General features: G+C 40.1%; 19 protein-coding genes. 1 reads left to right on the top strand and 18 read right to left on the bottom strand.

Features of this window, described 5'->3' with window-relative positions:
- Positions 1-171: 171 nt before the first annotated feature.
- From FN031_RS00470 to FN031_RS00430, 9 genes are all read right to left on the bottom strand, one after another.
- The gene (locus tag FN031_RS00470) at positions 172-465 is read right to left on the bottom strand and encodes a helix-turn-helix domain-containing protein (RefSeq protein WP_142556672.1); all 294 of its coding nucleotides are present in this window, start codon (positions 463-465) and stop codon (positions 172-174) included.
- Positions 455-820, bottom strand: a complete 366-nt coding sequence (locus FN031_RS00465; RefSeq protein ID WP_142556670.1) for a type II toxin-antitoxin system RelE/ParE family toxin — start codon at positions 818-820, stop codon at positions 455-457. Before FN031_RS00465 ends, FN031_RS00470 begins: the two co-directional genes overlap by 11 nt.
- A 155-nt stretch (positions 821-975) precedes the next feature.
- Entirely contained in the window at positions 976-1,341 is a 366-nt protein-coding gene (locus FN031_RS00460; protein ID WP_142556668.1) for a TIGR02328 family protein, read from the bottom strand.
- Entirely contained in the window at positions 1,325-1,729 is a 405-nt protein-coding gene (locus tag FN031_RS00455; RefSeq protein ID WP_142556666.1) for a YbgA family protein, read from the bottom strand. Before FN031_RS00455 ends, FN031_RS00460 begins: the two co-directional genes overlap by 17 nt.
- Positions 1,730-1,829: 100 nt before the next feature.
- A complete protein-coding gene (locus FN031_RS00450; RefSeq protein ID WP_142556664.1) occupies positions 1,830-4,874 on the bottom strand; it encodes a type I restriction endonuclease subunit R in 3,045 nt (1,014 codons plus the stop codon).
- A gap of 54 nt (positions 4,875-4,928) precedes the next feature.
- A complete protein-coding gene (locus FN031_RS00445; RefSeq protein WP_142556662.1) occupies positions 4,929-6,641 on the bottom strand; it encodes a restriction endonuclease subunit S in 1,713 nt (570 codons plus the stop codon).
- Complete coding sequence (locus FN031_RS00440; protein ID WP_142556660.1) at positions 6,638-8,209, bottom strand: type I restriction-modification system subunit M; 1,572 nt, start codon at positions 8,207-8,209, stop codon at positions 6,638-6,640. Before FN031_RS00440 ends, FN031_RS00445 begins: the two co-directional genes overlap by 4 nt.
- 149 nt (positions 8,210-8,358) lie before the next feature.
- A complete protein-coding gene (locus tag FN031_RS00435; RefSeq protein WP_142556658.1) occupies positions 8,359-9,525 on the bottom strand; it encodes an AbiH family protein in 1,167 nt (388 codons plus the stop codon).
- 46 nt (positions 9,526-9,571) lie between these two features.
- Positions 9,572-12,217, bottom strand: a complete 2,646-nt coding sequence (locus FN031_RS00430) for a DEAD/DEAH box helicase family protein (RefSeq protein WP_142556656.1) — start codon at positions 12,215-12,217, stop codon at positions 9,572-9,574.
- A 136-nt stretch (positions 12,218-12,353) separates the two neighbouring features.
- On the opposite strand from FN031_RS00430, the gene FN031_RS00425 reads away from it, so the two are divergent.
- On the top strand, positions 12,354-12,980 hold the full coding sequence (locus FN031_RS00425; RefSeq protein WP_142556654.1) for a TVP38/TMEM64 family protein: 627 nt from the start codon (positions 12,354-12,356) through the stop codon (positions 12,978-12,980).
- A 35-nt stretch (positions 12,981-13,015) separates the two neighbouring features.
- On the opposite strand, the gene FN031_RS00420 is transcribed toward FN031_RS00425, so the two are convergent.
- The 9 genes from FN031_RS00420 to thrB all read right to left on the bottom strand — a co-directional run bounded on the left by FN031_RS00420 (position 13,016) and on the right by thrB (position 24,343).
- Entirely contained in the window at positions 13,016-14,170 is a 1,155-nt protein-coding gene (locus FN031_RS00420) for an MFS transporter (protein WP_142556652.1), read from the bottom strand.
- Positions 14,171-14,344: 174 nt separating this feature from the next.
- Entirely contained in the window at positions 14,345-15,271 is a 927-nt protein-coding gene (ftsX, locus tag FN031_RS00415) for a permease-like cell division protein FtsX (protein WP_142556650.1), read from the bottom strand.
- The gene (gene ftsE / locus FN031_RS00410) at positions 15,264-15,956 is read right to left on the bottom strand and encodes a cell division ATP-binding protein FtsE (protein ID WP_075567932.1); all 693 of its coding nucleotides are present in this window, start codon (positions 15,954-15,956) and stop codon (positions 15,264-15,266) included. Before ftsE ends, ftsX begins: the two co-directional genes overlap by 8 nt.
- Before the next feature lie 15 nt (positions 15,957-15,971).
- Positions 15,972-17,067 (bottom strand): peptide chain release factor 2 gene (gene prfB / locus FN031_RS00405; RefSeq protein ID WP_142556648.1). Its coding sequence is split into 2 segments (ribosomal slippage): positions 15,972-16,994 and positions 16,996-17,067, totalling 1,095 coding nucleotides; the frame shifts between segments, so codons are not numbered across the junction.
- 177 nt (positions 17,068-17,244) lie between these two features.
- On the bottom strand, positions 17,245-18,504 hold the full coding sequence (locus FN031_RS00400) for a TRZ/ATZ family protein (RefSeq protein ID WP_142556646.1): 1,260 nt from the start codon (positions 18,502-18,504) through the stop codon (positions 17,245-17,247).
- Positions 18,505-18,625: 121 nt separating this feature from the next.
- Positions 18,626-20,374 (bottom strand): ABC transporter ATP-binding protein, encoded by a 1,749-nt coding sequence (locus tag FN031_RS00395; RefSeq protein WP_142556644.1) that lies wholly within the window; start codon positions 20,372-20,374, stop codon positions 18,626-18,628.
- A 1-nt stretch (position 20,375) separates the two neighbouring features.
- Positions 20,376-22,100, bottom strand: coding sequence for an ABC transporter ATP-binding protein (locus tag FN031_RS00390; protein WP_142556642.1), 1,725 nt, complete (start codon positions 22,098-22,100; stop codon positions 20,376-20,378).
- A 310-nt stretch (positions 22,101-22,410) separates the two neighbouring features.
- On the bottom strand, positions 22,411-23,349 hold the full coding sequence (gene msrB / locus FN031_RS00375; RefSeq protein WP_142556640.1) for a peptide-methionine (R)-S-oxide reductase MsrB: 939 nt from the start codon (positions 23,347-23,349) through the stop codon (positions 22,411-22,413).
- A gap of 124 nt (positions 23,350-23,473) precedes the next feature.
- A complete protein-coding gene (gene thrB / locus FN031_RS00370; RefSeq protein ID WP_142556639.1) occupies positions 23,474-24,343 on the bottom strand; it encodes a homoserine kinase in 870 nt (289 codons plus the stop codon).

The following is a 24,343-nucleotide window of genomic DNA, read 5'->3' as shown; positions in this document are numbered from 1 at the left end:
ATCCCGTTCTAGATAATAAAAAATTATTATCTAGAATACCACTATAGCGGGAAATATCCTCAAAAAGCTCACTTCGTTTGCACTTAGTTTTAAAAAAGTATAATTTTTCTATATTATAAAATTGAGGTACTCTAACTATTAAATTTGTTAAAGTTTCTCAACCGTTACCACTCAACTATTTTCCTGTTCAAGTGGAACGACTGCTAGTGTCTTGCCTAAACTGGCTAAAACTTTTAAGATGGTATCTAACTGAGGGCTAGTCTTACCTGTTTCCATTCTAGCTATGACAGGCTGGCTTACTCCACTGAGTTCTTCTAGCTTTTTCTGACTAATTCCTTGCTCACGTCTAGCCTCAATCAATTCACTCATGATTGCCACCCGCATATCACTTTCAAGGATTTCCTCTTTGGTAAAAAGTTCTGACCGGACATCCTTCCAATTACTTCCAATGGCACTATTTTTCATCACTTAACCCTCTTTCTTTTAAGTCCTTCAGTTCACGCTTGGCTTTTTCAATTTCTCTTCTAGGAGTCTTTTGAGTCTTTTTGACAAAATGATGTAAAAGAACAAAACTTCCCTCAACCCAAGCTACAAATAAAATCCTATCCCGAAGAGGTCTTAGTTCCCATATCTCATCTTCCAAATGTTTGATATAAGGTTCACCAGCTCTAGTCCCATGCTGACTAAGTAGCTCGATATAGTCGTTTAGTTTATTGAGTGTTATGCGACTATCCTTACTTTTACGACAGGCCAATTCTCTCATATAATCCAAGACTGGCTCATTTCCATTTTTGTCCTTATAGAAGTAAATCGTGTGCACCAAGCAACCTCTTTTCAATTTAATTATAACTCAAAAGTTATTAAAAGTAAATTCAAATACTTATAAAAAGAAGACCTTAGAAAATTCTAAAGGTCTCATTTTTATTATTCAAAAAAATTACGAAAAGAGTTATAAATTTAAAAAAATCCTTACTATTACTCCAGCTCTATCCCCTTGTCACGGAGATTAGCCAGACACTCCTCATAGTAGGCAGCATCATGTTCGTTGTAAATAGGACTTTTCAGCTTTTCCTCTACTAAGTCTTGATAAGGAGGGCAGATCTTTCCGCGGTAGTTCTTGTCCAACCACTCTGGACTGACCTTGTAGTCACGGCTAACCATCTCCTTCATAATCAAGCGATGATAGGCAAAGAGACGATAGGGCGAATGGGTAAAGACATAGTCCACCGTCGCATGCTTTCTGCCCCAGCCATTGCCACGCAGAGCGCAACACTCTCGATGCTGTCCTAAGAGCTGAGGACGGGGAAGTTGTGAAATCAAAGCCTCATGCCAAAGTCTCATGGGAGTCTCCTTTCAGCAAGGTAGAATGTTGCAGATATGCATTTGGGTATCGTTCAAGCAAATCTCTCGTCTGATAAATCAAGTCTTCTTTGGTGGCATGACCAGAGTGATAACGCTCCAGTAAAAACATATAGTCCTTACGCTCAGCATCAGTCGCTTTCTTTTTAAAATAGCCCCAAATATGCTGAAAAGCATTGCAAACCTGACCTCTGTGTTCTGGAATCTGGCAGGCACAGTCAATCATCTCTTGAACCTGACTCACCTCCACCACTTCTTGCTTAAGATACTGGCGAATGTCCTTGTAAATATTGCTAGAATGGCTCAAAACAAGGTATTTATTTTCCGCCCAGAGTTGCTGACAAAGGGCACGGTGATTATTAGTTTCCATATTTCTCCTAACTTTCTACTAGTTCCCAGGAAATACGGAAACAAAGTTATATCTATAAAATAAGCGAATTGATTTTTAGATGAATCTAACGTCCACTTTACTAGATTCCTGAATAAATCTCTACTAATGTTTGAATCTGATGTAAAACTTCTTGTTTCTTACGTTCACGAGCTCCATGTCTACGAGAAGTAGGTGGAATAATCGAATCCAAATCAGCTCCACTATTCTCAGCATAACCACGTTGAATAGATCGATCAATGAATAATTGATAATCTTTTACAAGATTTTCAGATTCTGCTAATTCACGAATAGCAACTGCTTTACGTTCTTTACCATAAGCATAAAAAGCGTTGATAATCTCATCATGGTCTTTCAGACTCGCTAAATCAGTATCATTGATAAAGCCAATCACCAACTCTTCCTTAGCACGAATATCAATACTTGAGCGAATGACACGGCTAACTTCAGCTTTCATTACTTCTTTAGACTCAGAGTTCTTCGATTTTTCAACAATTAAAGCAAGGATATAATCTAGATTAATCTCATCCGTTTTTAAGAGTTCAATCTCAAATTCAATATCTGAAAGGTCAACACCTAGGTCTTTCGTTCTTTCATAGTTTTTAAGGTTTAAGAATTCATCTCGAATTTCCACATAAGAACTTCTTAAATCTTGGAGATAACCTTCCGAGATAGGTTTATCGATTTCTTGAAACTCATCATAATTTCTAAGGACATTATCAAGTTTCAGAAACTCACCAAATAACTTAACAAATTCTTTTTTATCATGTTCTGTTTCAATTTCTTGTGGATTAGGGAATCTTTCCAGAATTTCTTGACAGACTTCTGTATAACCTTTGACCTTAATACCCGTTACCTGATCCACGAAACCATCCATGTATTCACTAAAACTTTTTTCTAAGATAATATCAAGCTTATTAGTATCCCCAAAGGTTTTGATAGCTTCTTGCGTAGCCTTTTCTAAATCACGGAAACATACAATATTCCCAAAAGGTTTAACCTTGTTAAAAATTCGATTGGTTCTAGAAAAAGCCTGAATCAAACCATGATAACGTAGATTTTTATCGACAAAGAGAGTATTCATTGTTGGAGCATCAAATCCTGTCAAGAACATACCAACGACAATTAGTAAATCCACTTCCTTAGATTTAACTCGTTTAGAAAGGTCACGATAGTAATTTTGAAACTCTTTCCCATCAGTCGAAAAGTTAGTCTTAAACATTTGATTATAATCGTAGATTGCTTTAGAAAGAATCTCTTTAGACGAAAGAGGCATGGCTGTATCTTGAGGGTCTAGCTCTTCATCTTGAATTTCGCCATACGCTGACTGTTCTTCATTAGGTGCAAAGCTAAAAATGGTTGCGACTTTCAAGCGCTTAGCTTCTGGTAATTCTGCTTGTTGTCTCTGAAGTTCTTCATAGTATAATTTCGCAGCTTCAATACTTTGTACAGCCAGCATGGCATTAAATCCAGATAGTTGTTTTTGTTTATGAGTATAGTGCTGATTTCGATGCGTCTTATCATTATAAACTCTCAACAGATACTCTGTGATAGTTGCTATCCGTTCTGGATGTAAAAGGAGTTCCTTCTCCATCTTTTTGAGTTTCTTTTCATCAAGTTCTCGGCCGACTGCCTTTTCCGCTTCTCTATACTTATTAATTTCAGGCTTGATATAGTTATAATCAACCTTGAACTTCAGCACTTTTTTATCTCGAATAGCATCTGTGATAACGTAGTTATGAAGTTGCTCTCCAAAAACCTCTTGTGTTGTTTCTCCAGTCAAGCTATTTTCTGGGAAAATTGGGGTCCCTGTAAATCCAAATAAAGCATACTGCTTAAAGGCTTTTTTGATACGTTTTTGAGCCTTTCCAAACTGGGAACGGTGACATTCATCAAAGATTAGAACACATTTTTTACTATAGATTTCATGGTTTGGATTTGCTGTTATAAATTTATTTAACTTTTGAATCGTTGTGACAACAATTCGATCATCATTTTCTTCAATACTACGTTGGAGTTCTTTTGTATTGTTGCTACCATTGACTGAATTCGGTTGGAATTTTTGATATTCCTTCATGGTTTGATAGTCTAGATCTTTTCGATCCACCACAAAAATCACTTTATCAATATAGTCCAACTCTGTGGCCAATCGAGCAGTTTTAAAACTAGTCAATGTTTTCCCAGAACCCGTCGTATGCCAGATATAACCACAGGCATTGATCGTACCGAAATTCTTCATTTCATTTGTGGAATGAATCTTTCGTAAAATACTCTCTGTTGCTGCTATCTGATATGGGCGCATGATGAGTAAGGTATTATCAGCATCAAAGACACAATACTTGGTCAATACTTCCAAGAGGACTCGTTTACTCAAGAAAGTAACGGTAAAGTCCTCCAGGTCGTGAATCGTTTTATTTTTTCGGTCTGCCCATTCACAAGTGAACTCATAATGATTTTTATTTTGAGCTGTCGTATTTGCAAAGTAGCGTGTATAAGTCCCATTAGAAATGACAAAAATTTGAATGTATTTGTATAAAGAATTTTCGCTATTGAAGCTTTCCTTGCTATATCTATGGATTTGTTCAAATGCTTCTTTAAGACTAACCCCGCGTCTCTTCAATTCAATCTGAACTAACGGTAGACCATTCACTATAATTGTGACATCATAACGGTTGGTATGACTACCCACTTGGGTCACCTGGTTGATAACCTGCATGCTGTTGTTATGAATATTTTTCTTATCAAGGATAAAAATATTTTTAATTCGTCCATCATCAAAGACAAAATCATAGATATAATTCTCTTGGATTTTTCGAGTTTTTTCAACTAATCCTTCATTGGGGCAATCCAGATACTCTACTACAAAGCGATCCCACTCAGCATCCGAAAAAGTCACCTTATTAAGTTTCTCTATTTGCACCTTAGCATTTGCTAAGAGCTCTTCAGGCGTATGAATATTTAATCGTTCATAGTTAAGGTGATTCACCAAATCAGAAATTAACTGATTTTCTAAATCAGCCTCTGACTGATACTCTCTATCCGTGCGATACTCTGGTTGGTATTCAGCCAAGAGAATCCCTTCATTTGTTTCCGCAATTACTTCATGTATTTTTGAATAATCAACCATAGCATGCTTCCTTTTTGTTTTAATTGAGATTCTTTCTCAAAATGATTAAAGACTTTATCTAGTAAAGTTTAATAATTGTTCTCGCCAGTATTCATACTGTTTCTGTCTTAGTTCAATTTCCTTTGGAAGACCTTCAGAAAGAGAGTTGGTTAAAGTGTTAAAATTATCAAGAATGGAGACGATTCTTTCTTGTTCTGTAATGGATGGTAAGTAAAAAGTCATTTTATCAATAGCATCCTTAGATAATCTCGGAATACTTGCCTTTCGAACTTGCGATTTGAGTCTATCTTGCTTACTTAACAAGACATAGTACATAAATTTATCAGAAATATTATCTGACGTCTCTAATGTGTACACATCATCTGCTGCCCAAAAGTCCATAGCACTATACCCAATTTCACCAGCCGCCCCTGCACAAATTACAAAGCTAGTATTTTTCACTCTGTTTGATTCGGTATAATATCCTAAGGGCGTCAAACTGTTTTGATAAACTGGAAAACTTCCTGTAGTAGCTAACTGTTGTCTCACAAGACGTTTCCCACGTTGTAAATTGACAATTTGTCCCAACTTCACTCGAATTGGGCCAAAAACCCAATTTAAGAGCCTAATGATGTCTTGTCTGTACTGTACTGTACTGTCAGTGTACTCGCCTTCGGCGACGAATGTCAAGAGTTTTTCTCGGAAATATTCGTACTGTTTTTGACGCAGTTCAATCTCCTTGGGAAGTCCGATGTTCAGATCATTACAAACCATGTCAAAGTTGTCTAGAACTTGAACAATACGAGATTGGATTTCGAGAGATGGGTATGGAATCTTAATGTTATTTAAATTTTGTTGATTTAACTTTGGTTGCGCTGCTCCAGTAATATATGGTGATAAATCTAGATAATTTAAATAATAGTTAACAAACTTTTGATTAATAATGTTGTCAAATTTTAATACATGAGCATGATTATTTACCCATGTTTTACCTGAAATGGAAAATGCAATAGGTGTTTTACGAACAACTAAATTTGCTCCATCCTCTGATATCAAAAGATAGTCTCCATCAAATATAAAACTATCAACATAATCTACTATTCCAGAAGCGCCATAATATGGATAAATACCCAAACTACGCCCTCCTTTTGCAACTGGCTTTCTCATGTTATCTAAGTTTTCTGCTACTTCCCCTAGCGTCTTCCACTCAACCTGATATACATCATCTTCAAATAATAAGAGTTTATCTCGATAAAAAGAATATTGCTTTTTACGTGAGGTCAATTCTGAGGTCAATTCTGAGGTCAATTCTGTTACATAATTAGTGAATTTGTCAAGTATTTGCACTATTTTATCTTGAATTTTTATAGGAGGGACGGGAATTAATAGTTTAGTTAATTTATCAGATTTTAGCGCAGGTATACCGGCGCCATGTTGAAAATCCATAAGATATTTTTGATTCATTTTTAAAAAATGATATACAAATCTATTTTTCACTTGAGTTTCATCAGGAAGTATATAATAGCAATGAGCATTAGCCCAAAATTTAGTCTCTACAAAATTGACAAAACCTGCAGAAGCCCCACCTTGACTTACAATAATTGTATTAGCTTCCACATTGTAATCATTAGTTCTGCCTGAATAAGTTTGTCCACCATTATACGCAGGATATAATCCATCATCTATCAACAGATTCTTGTTTAGCTGCTTACCTTTATTAACAGAACAAACTTCACCCAACTCTTTCCACTCAACAGGGCAGTTCTGGATATCTTCTAGGATGTTCATGATTTACCTCCTAGTTCCTCTACTATTTTATCTATCTCTGCACGCAAGTGGTCAATCTTAGCAACAGTTTCAGCAATTTCTTGATTGAGTTCATCAATATCAATCTTCTCACGTGTATCTTCTTGTTCAACATAGGTTGAGACAGAAAGGTTATAGTCCTGCTCTGAACCAATCACCTCATTATCAACAAGAGCTGATTTGTAGTCCACACTTTGATAATTAGCGAATAATTCAACGATATGATCGATATTCTCGTCCGTCAGGATATTGTTATTGGTCTCTTTTTTGAATTCCTTACTCGCATCGATAAAAAGGGTTTTATTCTCTAGTTTATTCTTCGCTAGAACCAAAATTGTCGTTGCAATAGAGGTTCCAAAGAAGAGATTATCAGGCAGAGCAATAACCGCTTCGACAAAGTTATTATCTACCAGATACTGACGAATGGTCTTCTCCGCACCACCACGATAGAAAATACCTGGGAAACAAACAATGGCTGCTCGACCTCTGTTAGACAAGTGGTTGAGACTATGCATGATAAAAGCAAAGTCAGCTTTTGACTTAGGAGCTAGTTTTCCTGCTGGAGAAAACCGGTCATCGTTTATGAGAGTTGGGTCTCCATCTCCCACCCATTTGACAGAGTATGGAGGATTAGAGACGATAGCATCGAACGGTTTTTCATCTAAATGCTGAGGATTTAAAAGTGTGTCTCCTCGCTTAATATCAAAGTTATTGTAGTTGATGTTGTGCAAGAACATGTTCATCCGAGCCAAGTTATAGTTGGTCATATTAATTTCTTGACCAAAGAAACCATCCTCCAAGATATGGTCTTCGTATTGCTTTTTCATCTGAAGCAAGAGTGAACCCGAACCACATGTGGGGTCGTAAACCTTGTTAATCTTGTCCTTACCGACCATTACTATACGAGCAAGTAATTTAGAAACTGTCTGAGGAGTGAAGAATTCACCACCACTTTTACCAGCATTACTCGCATAATTGGAAATTAAGAATTCGTAGGCATCCCCAAAGGCATCGATATCATTTTCCGCAAAGTTGCCAAAGTTAATACTATTGATACCATTAAGAATATCAGAAAGACGTTTATTTTTTTCTGGTACAGTTCCACCAAGAATGTTGCTTCGTGTGTCTAAGTTATCAAATAATCCTTTGATATCATCCTCTGACTTGAATCCAATCGCTGATTTTTCAATGTCTTGGAAAATATTGGCTAAATCTTCGTTTAAATTTTCATTTTGTGAAGCATTCTTGACCACATTTTCAAACAGCTGACTTGGAAGAATAAAGAACCCCTTATCCTCAACTGTCCCTGGTTTGAAATCTCGTTCAGCTTCTTGGTCACTCAAATCGGCATAACGGAATTCTAAATCTCCAGCTTCATGCTCAGCGTGATCAAAATAGTCTGCCATATGCTCTGAAATAAAGCGATAAAATAGAATTCCCAATATATATTGCTTGAAATCCCAGCCGTCAACAGCCCCACGAACATCGTCCGCAATCGCCCAAATTTTACGGTGAAGCTCCTTACGCTCTGCATTTTCTTTACTTGCCATTTTTACTTTCCTTAATTAATGTATTATCCTTTCTATTTTATCATATTTTAAGAAAACCCACTCGACATAGGAGGACGAGTGGATTAGAAATATTTTTAGATTAAGATTTTACAATTGTATTCTATAAATTCAATTATTTTTTGATTTTATTACGGTAGTAGAACATCTTTCATACCATCCTTATCATCACTCTTTATAAATACAACATTTCGTTTTCCTGTTAACTCTATCAGTTTTTCTTTCCCAAGAATGATTGCAAGATTTTTAACAATCGAACGTTTAGCTTGCTCATCAAAATAAGTGAAAATAAATCGATAAGGATACTCACCTTTCTTTGCTAATTCAAAACATTTTTGAAATATTTCTTTATCCAAAGGGTCTACTGAGTGACCAAAAATAACAATGTTTTTAGAATTTTTTTTAGAATTGGGACTACTTAGCTCTCTACCCGGTATTTTTATATTTTCGGTAAAATAGGTTAATTTAAAAAATATCTCAAACTTATTTCCAGTTTCCTTAACAACTCTTTGATAGTATTTCTGGTAAGGAATCAAATCACTATTGATATCATTTTCTTTGTCCTCAATCCCAAAGACCATGGTGTTAACTCTACTGAATGTTCTTTCTAAATCAATTTGCCCATGTATAAAATGAATTCTTTCTTCAATAGTTCCAAGTAAATAAGCTGACGTGTTAGTATAATTAAAATTCAGGACATAGGAATTTGACAAATCCGATATTGCATCTAGGGCTGTTGGTCTTACTTCAATTTCTCGAACTTCAAAGTCTAAGTAATCCAAATATGACAGATAGATTTCTAATAGTTCAATTAATAAATCAAGTTCCTTAATGAAAATATTATTAAGTTCGTCTATTAGCAACTCTTTTTCGCTGTTGTCGAATTCTACCTTATCGATTTTTTCTTCAATTATTTTAACTAGATAATGTTTTGCATTGTAATTACTAATATCTGGTAAATTATTATCAAATTCATAATAATCAGCATAGCCAGTACATGCAAATAATACATCACTATTCTCTTTAAAATACATTATTGCATCTGCAAGTTGAGAAATCATGATTTCAAGATTTGACCAATTTTCTCCAAGTCTATCTTTGTTTTCATTAATAAAGTTCAAATACAAATTATCTTTGTATTTATCAATATCTATATTTTTAAAATCTAGAAAGGTTTGTAAATCACTTTCTGGTTCAGCGAATAATCTCTGTTCAAACTCAATGAATTCTTCATACTTCGTTTTTCGCTCCATTGCAATATCAAAACCATTACCCAGAATTAAAATTGTATCTGCCAAAATTTTCTCCTTTTTTCTTTGTATAAATATTAAAATAGTTGTCTCCCTACTTCAACGCACTTTTGACCTTTTTCTTAGTGATGATGCGATCGTTTTTGTTTGCTAGGGATTTGAGTCTGGCTTCGAGCAGGATTTTTCGGCCTGCTTCGTTGCGGGTGTAGACGAGTTGGTAGTTGCCTATATGTGGTGCGACGGCATTTTGGAAGAGCTGGGCATCTTCCTTGCGTTTTTCAAAGAGGCTAGGAACTACAAAATACTTGGACTGACCTGCCGGAACTTTTTTAGCGACTAAGAGGTAGCGTTGATTGTCCACTGGCGCAAAGAATTCTCCCAATGCCTTTGAAAAGAGTTCCTTGTCTCGCATACTGCCACCTTTTAGATAGGCAAAGACGTTAAAGCTGTCCTTGTCCTCATCGACCTGCACGCGCGACTGGTCATCAGACAAATGCCCCGCAGTCACCATGACCTTACGAATAGCTTCACCAATCTGGCGCAGCCGTTTATAAGGACTCTTGTAGCTGTAGTATCGAAAGGCTGTAATGGCTAGGAAGAGGACACAAAGAGCTGTCAACCATGGTAAGGCAAAGAAGGTTAGTCTAAAGACATAAGCTAGGAGACTAATGGCAAATACCATCAGAGCATAGCGTAGCCACCTTTCAGCATCCGCTAGGGCAAGCAGAGGGATTCGTTTACTGTCGGTCGCAACTTCATTGACAATCTCAATCTTATCTGCAACGATGAGAGAGTCCTGCCATTTTTTACGAAGGGAGGCACGATTTTTGGATAGTTCCTTGATCTTCTCGTTATAGTCTTCCAGGTTCTTTTTCTTAAATGGGAACTCAGGAAAGTTCAAGCGATCCAGACCTGTTTCAATGGTATCTTCCTTATAGGACAAGCCAAGGAAATGGTCCATACGACGGGCAAGGGTTTGTAAGTCCTGATATGGATTGAGGTCTAGTTCCTCTTGATCCTCCTTAGAAAAGACTGGATTTTTGTACGGTTTGATGGCTACTAGGTGCCAGATATTACTAGTCTTATCTGGATGCCCTGGCCAGATACGGATGGCACGGCCCCGCATTTGATTACTGAGCATAAAGCTTCCGACAAAACTTCCGAGGATGAGAGAGTTGACACAAGGTGCATCCCATCCTTCTCCCAAGAGAGACTTGGTTCCGACCAAGACCTGGATAGAACCACGTTGGAAGAGCTCGGTCACTGCTGCGACCATCCCCTTAAAGCTAGATGGAAATCCTACTTGGAGATAGGCCTCTTGGTCGAGTTTTCCGATGGCTGAGAAGGTCAAGTTGGTATTTGGGATGAGCGCTTCAAGTTCTGCCTTGACACTAGCAGGTATGATCACGACACTACCAGAAAGGACTGCTATAGGGACAGATAGGCCTTCCTTTTGTGCACTTCTGCGAATGGTTTCAAAATAAGGGAGGACACCTAATTGCGTGATTGGTGCTTGGTCATCTCCCAGATAACTGGCAAAATCCTTACGGATATAGTCCGCCAAGACCAACTGTCTCAAGTCCTGACCTAGACTAGCATACTCGGTCTCAAAGATAGATGCAATACCAGCCAGTTTTCCTAGAGATTGGTTGAGGATTTGGTCATTGGCCTTGGATTTGACCAAGAAAACCTGACGTTTTTCAATCAGTCCTCTTGATTTCAGTTCTGCTTCTATTTTTTTCTTTGTCTCCTGCGGATCCTCATACCAGTCAGGAGTTTGATAGAGAAGGCCTTGCAAGAGGACTTCGAGCCAGTAGTAATTAAGAGCAGGCAAACCTTCAGCACCTAGTAAATCTCGTAGATATTTGGGGATTTCCAGCTTTTGAGCCTGTAGATAAATGAGGAGTGCTGAGAGATACTTGGGATCCTCAAGGAGCATATCCGCAGAAACTTCCCCTTTGAGAACCTTGGAACTCCGAATCAACTCTTGGAAGTCAGTATCAAGGACTAGTTGGCTGACATACTGCCACTTGGTGTCTTCAAACTCTTCCAAGCGCTTGTCCTCTTCCTTAGTCGGAAAACAGATATAGACAAAGTCCTGATGAGGGCAAAGAGTGTCTTCCTTGACCAGTTCTGGGACTGTGATTTCTTGGTCAATCTCGCCACACATCTGGAGATAGCGATCCCAGAGTTCTGGTTCACTGTCATAAGGCGGTGTCGCAGTAAGAGAGATGACTTGCAGTTGCTGGTAGTTTTTACGGAAGTCTTCTAAGCTTTTCCACCATTCATTTCTCAAGTGATGGCATTCGTCCAGACAGAGGGTTTCGACACCCCTTTCTTTGAGTCTGGCAAGCAGGTCAAAGCCTACAAAATCCTCAACCTCGCCGTTATCTTCTTGAGATTGCACCTGTTGCATAGCACTGTGAAAAGCTTGATAGGTGGCAATGGTGATTTGCTTCATGTCCTTGAGATTTTGAGACACGAGACTTGTGACCTGGTTTTCATCCTCTAAAAAGGCCTGGCGAATCCTATCCACCCATTGTTCCCGGATGGTAACCGTCGGTACCAAAACGAGGGCAGGCTTATCAAAGCGACCAATCAACTCGATTCCTATGGTTGTTTTCCCTGAACCAGGCGCTGCCACCAAGTGGACATGACCATCTGCTTGGTATTCTTGGAAGTTGTCCAATACCTGTTTTTGGTAGTTGCGCCAAGTGCCATTAAACTTCAATCCTAACATGATTTTCCTCATTCTAAGCTGTCATTTTCTTATTCCCATTTTATCATACTTGAGTCAAAGTCACACGAAGTATCCCATCTAGTCTTTCTCCTCAAAATATGGTATAGTAGATTTATACTATTTAAGAGGAGTTTACATGTCATCCGATAAACAAATGAAGGCTATTTCTCCCCTTCTGCAGCAAGTCATCCATTTTTCATCCATAGCAGGTGGAATTGGTACGATTATCTTTTGTATTTGGGCCTATCAAGCTGGGATTTTACATTCCAAGGAAACCCTCTCTGACTTTATCCAACAGGCAGGTATATGGGGGCCTCCACTCTTTATCTTTTTACAGATTTTACAGACGGTTGTTCCCATTATCCCTGGTGCTCTGACATCTGTTGCGGGTGTTTTCATCTATGGGCATATCGTGGGTACTATCTATAACTACATTGGTATCGTCATTGGTTGTGCTATTATCTTTTACCTAGTAAGGCTCTATGGTGCGCCTTTTGTCCAATCAGTCGTCAGCAAACGGACCTATGATAAGTATATCGGTTGGTTAGATAAGGGCAATCGCTTTGACCGTTTCTTTATCTTTATGATGATTTGGCCAGTTAGTCCTGCAGATTTTCTCTGTATGCTGGCTGCCCTGACCAAGATGAGCTTCAAACGCTATATGACTATCATCATCTTGACAAAGCCTTTTACATTAGTTGTTTATACCTATGGTTTGACTTATATCATCGATATTTTTTGGCAGATGCTTTCTAATAAATAAAAAAACTCAAGGAACTTATATCCTTGAGTTTTTTGTTAAACTTCTTTTTTCAATAAAATAGAAACAATGACTGATGTTGCAATCATCCATGCTCCTAGGATAATAAAGGTCAATCGACCATCTGTAGTCACCAAGCCAATCCCTGAAAGAACAAAGGGTGTTAATGATGCTCCAAAAGAACATCCCAAAACAGCAAATGAAGTTGCTTTGTTGAGGAGTTTTGCAGGAATTCGCTCAGATATCAACTGAAAGACTGTCGTCAGAGCGATGCTGTAGGCAAATCCTCCCAGGGTAGAACCTGCAACCACCACCCAGAGTGATGGGGAAAGAGCAATGATGATTTGCCCTATCCCAAAAGTGACACCAGCGACCAATAGAAGTCTTTCCTTGAAGGTCGAGATCAGGAAAGAAAAGCTGATTCCAGCTAGAATCCCAATCAACTGCATGGCACTAAGTACCAAACTGGACAACTGAGCATCTCCAAAACCTGCCTCAATCATGAGACTAGGGATACGGAAGGTGATGGCCGTATTTGTACATACAATCACTGCGGCTGCAATAGCAAGGAAGAAAATGAGCTTTTTCATAGAAGCAGTCAATCTTACTGCTTCTTCTGTCTGATGCTTGGACTCATGAATTTCTTCCTTGTTGTAAGGGACAAATAAAAGAAAGAGCACCAAGACTACCAAGCCTGCGGCATAGGCCAAGAAACTAGCCGTCCAGCCATATGCTAAGAGTTGACCAACTGCCAAAGTCAAGATAGAGGCTCCTACTACTTCAGCTGACCCACGAAAACCAAGCATCTGGATACGAGTTTTGCCGTGGTAACGTTCACTGATGATGGAGATAGCCTTGGCATTAAGCATTCCAACTCCAAGTCCAAATAGCAAGCGTGTAGCAAAGACAAAGTAATAACCCTGATACCAGAAAGGCGCCGTTCCACTGATGGATAAAATCAAGAGCCCCAGAGTTAACTGGAGACGTTCCGGAAACATACGCTCTAGAACTCCATTTAATAAAAGCATAGCCATAATCCCAAAGGATGGGAGGCTGACCAAGAGCTCAACCTGACCGGTCGAATAGCCCTGATAATAGTCAAACATGGCTGGCAGGGCGCTCGAGATTGAAAACGATGTGATTAATACTAACGATAAGGAGAGTATACTCACTTTTTCCAAAAATTGTTTCATTTTTTCCTCATTCATGATTCATTTTAGTAAAAAAGGTCCTTTCCTATCATACACTCTTTAGCCAAAATTGGCAAGCGACTGAGCACCAAGACCAAAAGAAAAAGCAGGGCAATCAGACTAAGCTAAGCCTCGAGTGCATCCCACTTTTTAGTATTTTTTAAAATTAAATTTGCCTTAGATTTTCAAGAATCGGCGCATTGAAATCCCTGATCCAAGTGATCCGATACAAATACCGATAACAAACAAAAGACCGATCATAACTGGATTAAAGATGTCAGGTGTAATCAATGATAGGTTTTGACCAACCAATGACGGGTTAACAGATTGGAAGACTTTATTATAGATAAAGTAAACCAAAATTGATGGAAGAGCTGCTCCCAACAATCCGATAAAGGCACCTTCCAGCAAGAATGGTCCACGGATGTAACTATTCTTGGCACCAACCAATCGCATAATCTGAATTTCACGGCTACGTGAAATGATAGTGATACGGATGGTATTTGAAATCAAGAAGACTGCGATAAAGATCAAGAGTCCTGCAATGACCAAGCCCCAAACACGGATGAATGAAGCCAACTTGAAGAGACGTTCTGTATTGGCACCACCGTCTTGGACCTCAGAAACACCTTCAATCTTTTTAGCATCTTCAGCTACTTTCTTAACATCACTTGGTGAATTGGTATCTACGATATAGGCATCGTGAAGGGGATTGGCATCTCCTTCAAAGACTTTCCACTCTTCACCCATTGTTTCAGTCAACTTGTCATACTGTTCTTCCTTACTTGAGAAAGTGACATTCTTAACTGCTGACATAGACTTGAGGGCGTTATAGACCTTGTGGTAGTCGTTATTGGTAACTGTTTGGCCTTCTTTTACAATAGTTTCACTATTATCCTCAACATCCTTACGGATATACACCATTACACGGACGTTGTTTTCAATATCAGTTGCTAATTTTGCAGTGTTAAAGATAACTGAAGCAAAGATTGCAACCAAGGTCAAGGTGATCATTACTGAACTAATGGCAGCAATGGTCATCCACCCATTACGCTTTAAACTCTTTAAAGACTCAAATAGGTGACGAAAAAATCTACTAATCATCGTATCCGTACTCTCCTTTCGCTTCATCACGTACCACGCGACCATTTTCGATGGCAATAACGCGGTGGCGCAAGGTATTTACGATTTGGCTGTTGTGGGTCGCCATCAATACTGTTGTCCCTTGAAGGTTGATACGTTCCAAGAGGTTCATGATTTCCCATGAGTTATCTGGGTCCAAGTTTCCTGTTGGTTCGTCGGCAATCAAGACCTTAGGATTGTTTACGATAGCACGGGCAATGGCGATACGCTGTTGCTCACCACCTGAAAGCTCATTTGGGAACGAACGCACCTTGTGCTTCAATCCAACTAGATCCAAGACTTCCATAACACGTTTTTTGATATTACGACGTCTTTCACCAACTACCTCCATTGCGTAGGCAATGTTCTCATAAACAGTTTTCTTTGGTAACAGTTTGTAGTCCTGAAAGACCACTCCTACGTTTCTACGTAGCATTGGAACATCTTTCTTTTTAATTTTAACAAGGTTATAGCCAGCAACTTGCAAGCTCCCGTTGTCGATTTTTACCTCACGATACAAGGCACGGATAAAGGTTGATTTTCCGGCACCTGAAGGTCCTACAATGTAGGCAAACTCTCCTGCATCGATACTTACAGTGACGCCACGTAGGGCAGTTGTCCCGTTGTCGTATTTTTTGACAACATCTCTCATTTCAATGATTGACATGTGACTTCCTTTCTATTAACTAATACGCCATTTTAGATAGGCATCGATGAAACCGTCTAGGTCTCCATCCATTACCTTATCTACTTGCGCAACTTCAAAGCTAGTACGATGGTCTTTGACCATAGTATAAGGGGTAAATACATAGGAGCGGATTTGGCTTCCCCATGTAATTTCTTTTTTCTCTCCCTTAAGTGAGTCTACCTCAGCAGCTTTCTTTTCTTGCTCCATTTGGTAAAGTTTAGCTTGAAGCATCTTCATAGCACGGTCTCGGTTTCCGTACTGAGTACGGTCAACAGTCGATGCTACGACAATTCCCGTCGGAATATGAGTCAAACGAACACCGGTCGAAACCTTGTTGACGTTCTGTCCACCTGCTCCACCTGAACGGAAAGTATCCATCTTGATATCATCTTCTCGGATATCTACTTCGATGGTATCATCCAATTCTGGCATGACTTCTACAGAAGTAAAAGAGGTGTGGCGACGTTTGGCTGAGTCAAATGGTGAGATACGCACCAAACGATGAACTCCCATCTCTGACTTTAGGAGGCCATAAGCATTCGGCCCTTCGAATGATAGGGTCACTGACTTGATTCCCGCTTCATCACCTGCTTGGTAATCCAAAATCTCAACCTTGAATCCCTTGGCATTTCCATAGCGAGTATACATCCGAAGGAGCATATCGCCCCAATCCTGAGCCTCTGTTCCTCCAGATCCTGGGTGAATCTCAAGGATGGCATTGTTATGGTCATAAGGCTCAGACAAAAGAAGGGTCATCTCGTAGCTAGTCATCATTTGGTCCAACGTTCCTAGCTGCTCGATTAACTCTTCACGGACAGATTCATCCTCTGCCAAAAAGTCTAGTAAGATTTCAACTTCATCCTGTAATTCTTCCATCTTGTGGAAAGTATTATAGGTGTTTTTTAGTTCGTTTAATTCTTGCGACGTTTTTTGGGCCGCGATATTATCGTTCCAAAAATCAGGTTCAGTCATTTTGTTTTCCAAAATGGCAATATCTTCTTCTAACCTTTCGAGGTCAAAGAGACCCCCTAAAAGAAGCTAATTTTTCACGATTGGTGTCAATTTTCTGACGAATTTCTGAAATGTCCATAAATACTCCTTTTTGTATCTTTTTATTATACCATAAGTTCTCTTATTTATCTAATCTACTTTTTGAAAATTTCTAAATACAAGTTTTGTATGCCTAGTAAAAGCCTTGTTATTACTAGTAAAATAAGAAAATCTCATAAGGTTTTTCTCATGAGATTTAGAGATTTTATGCTTATTTTTACAGTGAGACTGTTAACACATGTCCGTCTTTCACGACTTGTTCTCCACCAATATAGACGTCATCAACATCACTGGATTTGACGGCATAAACTAGGTGAGATAGCATGTTTTCTTGAGGTTGAAGATGGATTTTGCCTTGGGGCTGAATAACGAGAAAATCAGCCTGCTTGCCTACTTCTAAACTACCAATCTCAGCTTCCATTCCTAACACCTTAGCACCCTCGATTGTCAAGGCCTTGAGGGCAGTTTCGATTGGAAATTGGCTGGCATCGCCACTCTTCATCTTCTGTAAGAGTGCTGCCGTCCGCCCTTCCTCAAACATATCCAGGTTATTGTTTGAAGCGACTGAGTCCGTCGCAATACCAACTGCTACTCCTGCCTTTTGAAGTTGGACGACTGGTGCAATGCCTGAGGCTAGTTTGAGGTTGCTGATAGGATTGTGAGCGATAGCGACTTGCGAATCTGCCAAGCGGGCAATCTCTGCTTCATTTAACTCCACACCATGGGCAAAGACAGCTTTATGGTCTAAATAGCCAAGCTCATCTAGAAAGGCTAATGGGCGTTTGCCATAGCGTTTCAGGATAATTCCCGATTCTTCCTGGGTTTCTGCCACGTGGATATGAAGGGGAATATTTTTTTCCTTTGCTAGGTCAAGACTTGCTTCAAGCAATTCTCGACTACAACTGTAGGGCGAATGAGGGGCCACCATAACCTTGAACTTGGGATCCTGGTATCCTTTGATTGTCTCGATGACAGCTCGAATTCTAGCGATAGTCTCATTCGTAGTCTCAGCTTCTGAAGAAAAGAGGGTTGGAGAAAAATAGCAACGCATCTTAGAAACCTTGATCGCCTCATAAATCTCCGCTATATCCACTCCATTAGGATTATACATGTCGTTGAAGGTTGTTGTTCCAGACTGGAGCATTTCTGTCAGAGCCTCTTTGACGGCCTTTGTAGTCATCTCTGGTGTAAACTGAGCTTCTGCTGGCCAGATATAGTCATTGAGCCATTCATGGAGATTACTGTCATCGCGAATGCCTCTCAAGCCTGTCATGGCAGAATGGGTATGGCAGTTGACCAAGCCAGGCATGATCCAGGCTCCCTGATAGTCTATGATTTGATCTGCTTGTTTAAGAATCTCTTGATTTTCCTGACCGACATAGACGATTTGGGATTCTTTGACAGCCAAAATCCCATCCAAATAGACATGGAAATCTTGGTCACAAGTCACGATATTTACATGCTGAAAGACTTTCATCCCTAGGTTCCTTTTCTATATAAGTATTCAAACTGGATAATTTTTCTAGCTATTGTAACAAAAAAGTCACCCGAAGGCAACTTTTCTTGTTTGTTCATTGGCATTATAATGGATTTCCCATTTATTCTGGGCTAAAAGCTGCTGCTTGCTGCATTTGATAGTATTTGCCTTTTCTCGTCATTAGCTCCTCATGATTGCCATACTCGACAATATCTCCATCGACCAAGACAAGAATCAAATCTGCATCCTGAATGGTCGATAAACGATGGGCGATGATAAAACTTGTCCGCCCCTTCAAGAGTTTGGCAAAGGCATCCTGAACCAGCACCTCTGTCCGAGTATCGATGGATGACGTTGCTTCGTCCAAGATAAGAATCTTAGGGATGGCTAGAAATACACGGGCAATGGTCAAGAGCTGAGCCTGACCGACTGACAGTGATTCACCCGCATTTTCAAGCTTGGTATCATAGCCCTGTGGCAATTGTTGGATAAAGAAATCTGCATTCGCTGCCTTGGCTGCTGCAATGACCTGCTCTCGGCTAGCATCAGGATTTCCAAAGGCAATATTGTCATGAATAGTTCCTTGCTTAAGCCAAGTATCTTGGAGCACCATTCCAAACTGCCGTCTCAATGATGCACGGGTATAGTCATAAATCGAGTGACCGTCTAGCAAAATATCTCCTGAGTTAATAGGATAAAAACGCATGAGGAGATTGATAAGGGTAGACTTGCCAGCACCCGTTGGACCAACGATGGCGACCTTACTACCCGCTGGGATATCCATAGACAAGTCCTTAATCAAAATCTTTTCAGAATTGTAGCCAAAAGAAACATGCTTAAAGGAAATGGCTCCCTTGACTTGGTCACTGTTTAATTCTTCCAGACCAGTTTCTGTAACTTCAGGACTTTCTAGAACAGCATAAACACGTTCTGCGCAGGCTAAGGCACTCTGCAACTCAGCCAAAACTGATGAAATATCGTTAAAGGGTTTGGTATACTGCTGCACATAGTTCAAAAAGGTCACCAAACGACCAATGGTCAAAGTGGAACCTGCCATGATGCGTAAGGCCCCTACCCCAGCAAGAAGGGCATAAATAAGGGAATTGACAAATCGTGTCGAGGGATTGACTGTTGACGAATAAAAGATAGCCGATTGAGAATAACCTGAGTAGTTGTCATTAGCCTCATGAAGTCTATCGATAAATTCTTCCTGAGCATTAAAAGATTGGATAATGTTTTGCTGACTAAGTGACTCTTCAATCAGCTGGGTTTGAATCCCCCTAGTCTCCGTCTGCTTCTGAAAGAGATGGTAGGACCTCTTGGCGATAAAGCGTGAAATGACCATGGACAGAGGTGTTAAAAGTAGAACTAATAACGTCATCAAGAGATGAATTTGGAGCATGGCAAGGATGCTGACCAAAATCATCAATACTCCGATAAAAAATTGGTTGAAAATCATATTCAGACCCGCTACCAACTGTTCAATATCTGTCGTCACACGGCTGACCATTTCCCCACTACCTTGTCTATCTACAAGGGCGATTGGGAGACGATGGAGTTTTTCAATGATTTTCTCCCGCAAATCTCTGGTATAGGAAAAGATGAGACGATTATAGAGGAGAGGATTGGCCCATTGTACTAGCGTATTTCCGATGACTACCAAAATCATCTGGAGAAAAATTTGCCAGAATACCTGAGATGAACCTGTCACTAAGACTTGGTCAATCACCTGTCCAATCAAGATTGGCAGATAGATAGATAGGGCCACTTGAGCAATGGTTCCCAAGAAAGCCAGGAAAAGAAGGATGGGATGGCTTGCTAAATCTTTTGCTAATCGTTTAAGGGTTTGACTTGCATGTTTGCCTTTCATTCTAATCCTCCTTTCCATGTTGGGAAGCATTGATCTCACGATAGACTTGACTAGCCTTCATCAATTCATCATGATTTCCAAGTGCTAATTGTTGCCCCTTTTCTAAAAGAAGAATCTGGTTCGCAATCTTCAAGGTCGAAGTTCGTTGGGAAATCAGGATCAAGCTAGTATTTGGCAAGTTTTCCTGAACGGCCTTTAGAAGATTAGACTCAGTTATCGTATCAAGGGCCGAAGTCGCATCATCCAAGATGAGAAAAGGAGCTTGACGTAAAACTGCTCGGGCAATGGACAAGCGTTGCTTTTGACCACCTGAGAAATTACGACCTCCTGCTTGGACCTCTGCGTCCAAGAGTCCTTCTTTTTCACTGACAAAATCCTTGGCCTGGGCAATTTCCAAAGCCTGCCAGAGTTCTTGGTCAGAGACTGTCTCTTCCATCCCTAAAGTCAAGTTGGAACGTATGGTCCCCTTAAAGAGTTCAACCTTTTGAGGGACATAGGCCATCCAGGACCGCCATTCAGAAAGATTTCGAGGGCTACGCCCATCATGATAAAGGGTTACAGTGCCACTATCTAGTTGGTAGAGACCAAGCAAAACCTGAACCAAGGTTGACTTACCAGAACCAGTCCCACCGATAATTCCAAGAATTTGCCCTTCTTTCATTCCAAAAGAAATATCCCTTAGAGAAGGTTGAGCTGCATCTGGATAAGTAAATGTCAAGTGACTGACTTGTAAAGCTTGGGCACCAGACACTCTTCCAGCCTGCATCTCAGAAAGAATATCCTCAGGTTCTTCAGCAAAAACTTCCTCAATCCGCTTAGCAGAAATATAAGACTGGTTGAGCGAATTGATGAGCATGGCTAGTTTAATTAACTCTACCAAGATTTGCAGGAGATAGTTAATCAGGGCAATCAAGGCACCTTGACTGAGCCAACCTCCCTGGATAGAAATATAGCCATTCCAGATAATCACTAACAAGGTTCCGTTGACGATCAAATAAGTTAAAGGTGTCAACAGACTAGACCAGTAACCTGTCTTCATTTGGATAGCCGTATAGACTTGATTGAGTACTTGGAAGTTCTCGATTTCTCGTTTTTCTTGGCCAAAGGCACGAATCACACGCATACCTTGTATCTGTTGGCGTGTTTCCTGAACCAGCTGGTCTGTTTTCTTTCTCAAATTACTATAGAGAGGATTGACCAAGCGTGATAAAACGACAATGACAACGGTCAGAATGGCAACCATGGCCAAAAACCAGAAGGTCAATTCAGACGATAGTCGATAAGCCATAAAGATAGCCCCAAAGACGATAATGGGAGCTCTTAAAAATAGACGTAAGAATTGATTGATTCCCGTTTGAATCTGATAAGTATCTGATGTTAAACGTGTCACCAAACTCGAGATCGTTAAACGGTCTCTAGTGTCCTTAGGCAAAGATAGAATATGACGATAGAGGTCATTGGTCAACTCCTTGGTAAAGCCTACTGCTGCCTTGGCTGAGTAAAATTGAGCAACTAAGGCTACCAAAACGCCGATAACCGCAAAAACAAAGAGGAAACCCATTTGCATCCAGAGGTGACCCTGATCTTTTTTGGGGATAGATTGGTCGACAATCCCAGCTATCACCATGGGAACCAAGAGTTCAAAAACGGCTTCTAGCAACTTAAACAAGGGCGCTAGGAAAGACTCCTTGAGGTAAGGTTTAAAGTAAGAAAGTAAGTGTTTCATAAGTCCCTTCTATTTCAACATGAAGAGAGTGGGACAAAAGTCCTAGCTTCTCAATTGTCTTTGGATTGTCGAGAAAGACGCAGTGGTTGAGTGGGCTCTACTACGCTGATTTCATCAGCTTTTACAGCCTTATACTCTTCGAAAATCAAATTCAAACCACGTCAGCGTCGCCTTACCGTACTCAAGTACAGCTTGCGGCTAGCTTCCTAGTTTGCTCTTTGATTTTCATTGAGTATTACTCAACTGTGCGGAGGTGGGACGACGAAATCGAATTCTAACGAATGACCGATTTCTGTCCCACTCTCTCTTTTTACTTGTTCAAATACGGAAGTAGGTAGCCATAGCCTGCTGCTTCCATTTCATCCTTAGCTATAAATCGTAAGGATGCAGAATTGATACAATAGCGTAAACCACCTAGTTCCTGAGGTCCGTCTGTAAAGACATGTCCCAAGTGAGCATTTCCTGAACGTGAACGAACTTCGATACGCTCCATACCGTGACTCAAGTCCTGGTAGTAATGAATGAGTTCCTTGGAAATAGGACGGCTAAAACTTGGCCAACCACAGCCTGAGGCAAACTTATCCTTGGCAAAGAAGAGGGGCTCACCAGTCGTGATATCGACATAAATTCCTTCCTCAAAAGTTTGGTCATAAGCATTGCTAAAGGGAGCTTCCGTCGCCGCCTCTTGGGTAACTCGGTAGGACTCTTCTGATAAACTTTCTCGTAAAACTGCCTGACTCGGTTTTTCATAGTTAGCAGCATCTATCAGTGGTTTCTCAGCATCTCTCACATCAATGTGGCAATAGCCACCAGGATTTTTCTTGAGATAGTCTTGGTGATAGTCTTCAGCCAGGATGTAGTGACGTAGTTTCTCCACTTCTACTGCAATTTTACGACCGATGAGGAGTTCTTGCTCGCGAACTACTGTATTGATCGTTGGTAGATCAGCTTCTTCTAGGTAATAAATCCCTGTGCGGTATTGACGACCACGGTCATTCCCTTGTTGGTTGACAGATAAAGGATCAATGACTCGGAAATAATAGAGTAAAATCTCATGGAGCGAGACCGCCTTCTCATCATAAATGACTTGCACAGTCTCTGCGTGATCTGTTTCTTTGATCAGTTGATAATTGGTGGTTTCTACTTGACCATTAGCATAACCAACACTGGTTTGCAGCACTCCAGAAATACGGGAAAAGTACTCTTCTAAGCCCCAAAAACAACCACCTGCTAAATATATTTCTGCCATTTCAAATCCTCCTTGACCGTCTGTCGGCCGTTAAACACGAGAAACAATTTATATCCCGTATTTCATTTTCAAAAAAAGGACAGGAAGCTCTCTAATAGAGAGTTTCCCCATCCTATTGTTCCGTTTATTTTGCTTCGACGCGAACGCCTTGTGTATCTACTTGCAAATCATGAAGCTTGCCTTTGAAGGGTTGCTTTTCAAGCTCAGCCTTAATCTTAGGCATCTTGTCAGGATCAGCCAAGACCATAACAGTCGGACCAGCACCAGACAAGTAGGTAGCATAAGCACCATTTCTCTTAGCAACTTTCTTGATGGTCGCAAATTCTCTCACCAGTTCTTGACGGTAACGCTCATGGAAAAGGTCACTCTCAATCGCCTGGCCTGCTTTGACCATATCTCCAGTCAGTAGGGCTGCAATAGCCACATTGGCAATAGAACTTGCCGCAACGGCTTCCTTGTAAGAGAGTTTCTTAGGCAAGACACCACGACTATCTCGAGTTCGCAATTCATAGTTTGGAATGTAAGCTAGAAAGGCACACTCTGGGAAAGGCGCCACAACAGCTGAAACCTGACCTTCGACTGAGCTTGCAATGACTAGATTACCATAGATAGCTGGCGCAACATTATCAGGATGCCCTTCAATCTTAGTCGCCAATTGTAATTTTTCATGTTTGCTTAGTTTCAAGTTTCCGAGTTGATTTGCCAGTTCAATCCCAGCAACGATGACCGAGCTCGATGAACCTAGTCCACGCGCAAGCGGAATATCGCTGACCATCTTCAGACGTCTAGGTTGGAGGTCTGGATCAATTTGTAGAGCAATCTTCAGCAAAAGATTACGTTCATCACGTGGAATCCATTTGCTTAATTGGTGCTCAATCATCCATTCTTCACGTTCCTCACAAACCTGAATTTCTAGATACTTAGTTACAGCTACTCCAACCGAGTCAAAACCAGGACCCACATTGGCACTTGTAGCAGGTACAATAATCTTCAT

The organism is Streptococcus mitis, assembly GCF_902159415.1.
GTDB classification, from domain to species: domain Bacteria; phylum Bacillota; class Bacilli; order Lactobacillales; family Streptococcaceae; genus Streptococcus; species Streptococcus mitis_BG.
This window is presented reverse-complemented; position numbering and strand designations above follow the sequence as displayed.